Genomic DNA, 647 nt, shown 5'->3' with positions numbered 1-647 from the left:
TAAACCTTGTTTTTAAAGGGATTTGGGTCGCTTTTTTCTTTGCAATTTACTTGTTCGTTATTTTCACTTCATAATGAAAATTTTTGTAGTATTTTAGATTAAAAAATGATTCAATACTTACTTTTCATGTACTATCGTTTCAATCATGTTTTGGTCAAAAAACGTATTTTCATCATATACGTTTATACCTTCATTAATGAGTAAAGCAGTTGCCACACCTACACCCTTTTTCTTATTTCCTGTAAAATTCCCATCATATATTTCTTGAGATCCACAAGATGGACTATTTGCTTTTAAAATAACTGTATCACATGGATATTTTTTCAAAATTTTTAGCGTAACTATCGCTCCATGTTTATAATCGTCAGTTACGTCTTTGTTCGAAATAGTAATAACCTTTGCAACGTTATTCCACACATCAAAACCATCTCCACCAATAATTTCTGCAGGTTCTCTAGGAATTAGTAATCCACCAAGTAATTCTGGACATGCGTGAATAGCTTTTCCGCTGTCTATTAATTTTTTCAATCTAACATCCAATTGATTGCCACCATCGTATCTTACATTTTCGCCTATCAAACACGAACTAATTAAAATCATCCCAACCACCTATAAATCATTTTGCTTTAATTTATTTGTCGTATTGC

General features: G+C 31.2%; 1 protein-coding gene. It reads right to left on the bottom strand.

Annotation, left to right across the window (positions count from 1 at the left end):
* Positions 1-117: 117 nt before the first annotated feature.
* Entirely contained in the window at positions 118-600 is a 483-nt protein-coding gene (locus K0778_RS26845; RefSeq protein ID WP_000600873.1) for a DUF523 domain-containing protein, read from the bottom strand.
* Positions 601-647: the final 47 nt, after the last annotated feature.

It is taken from the genome of Escherichia sp. XD33, assembly GCF_019375075.1.
Lineage (GTDB): Bacteria > Pseudomonadota > Gammaproteobacteria > Enterobacterales > Enterobacteriaceae > Enterobacter > Enterobacter flexneri_A.
Note: the sequence above shows the minus strand (reverse complement) of the source record. Positions and strands in the feature narration are given on the sequence as shown.

Bases quoted from the DNA above. Each gene is read 5' to 3' on its own strand.
- K0778_RS26845 (WP_000600873.1), bottom strand. From the start codon at position 600: ATGATTTTAATTAGTTCGTGTTTGATAGGCGAAAATGTAAGATACGAT.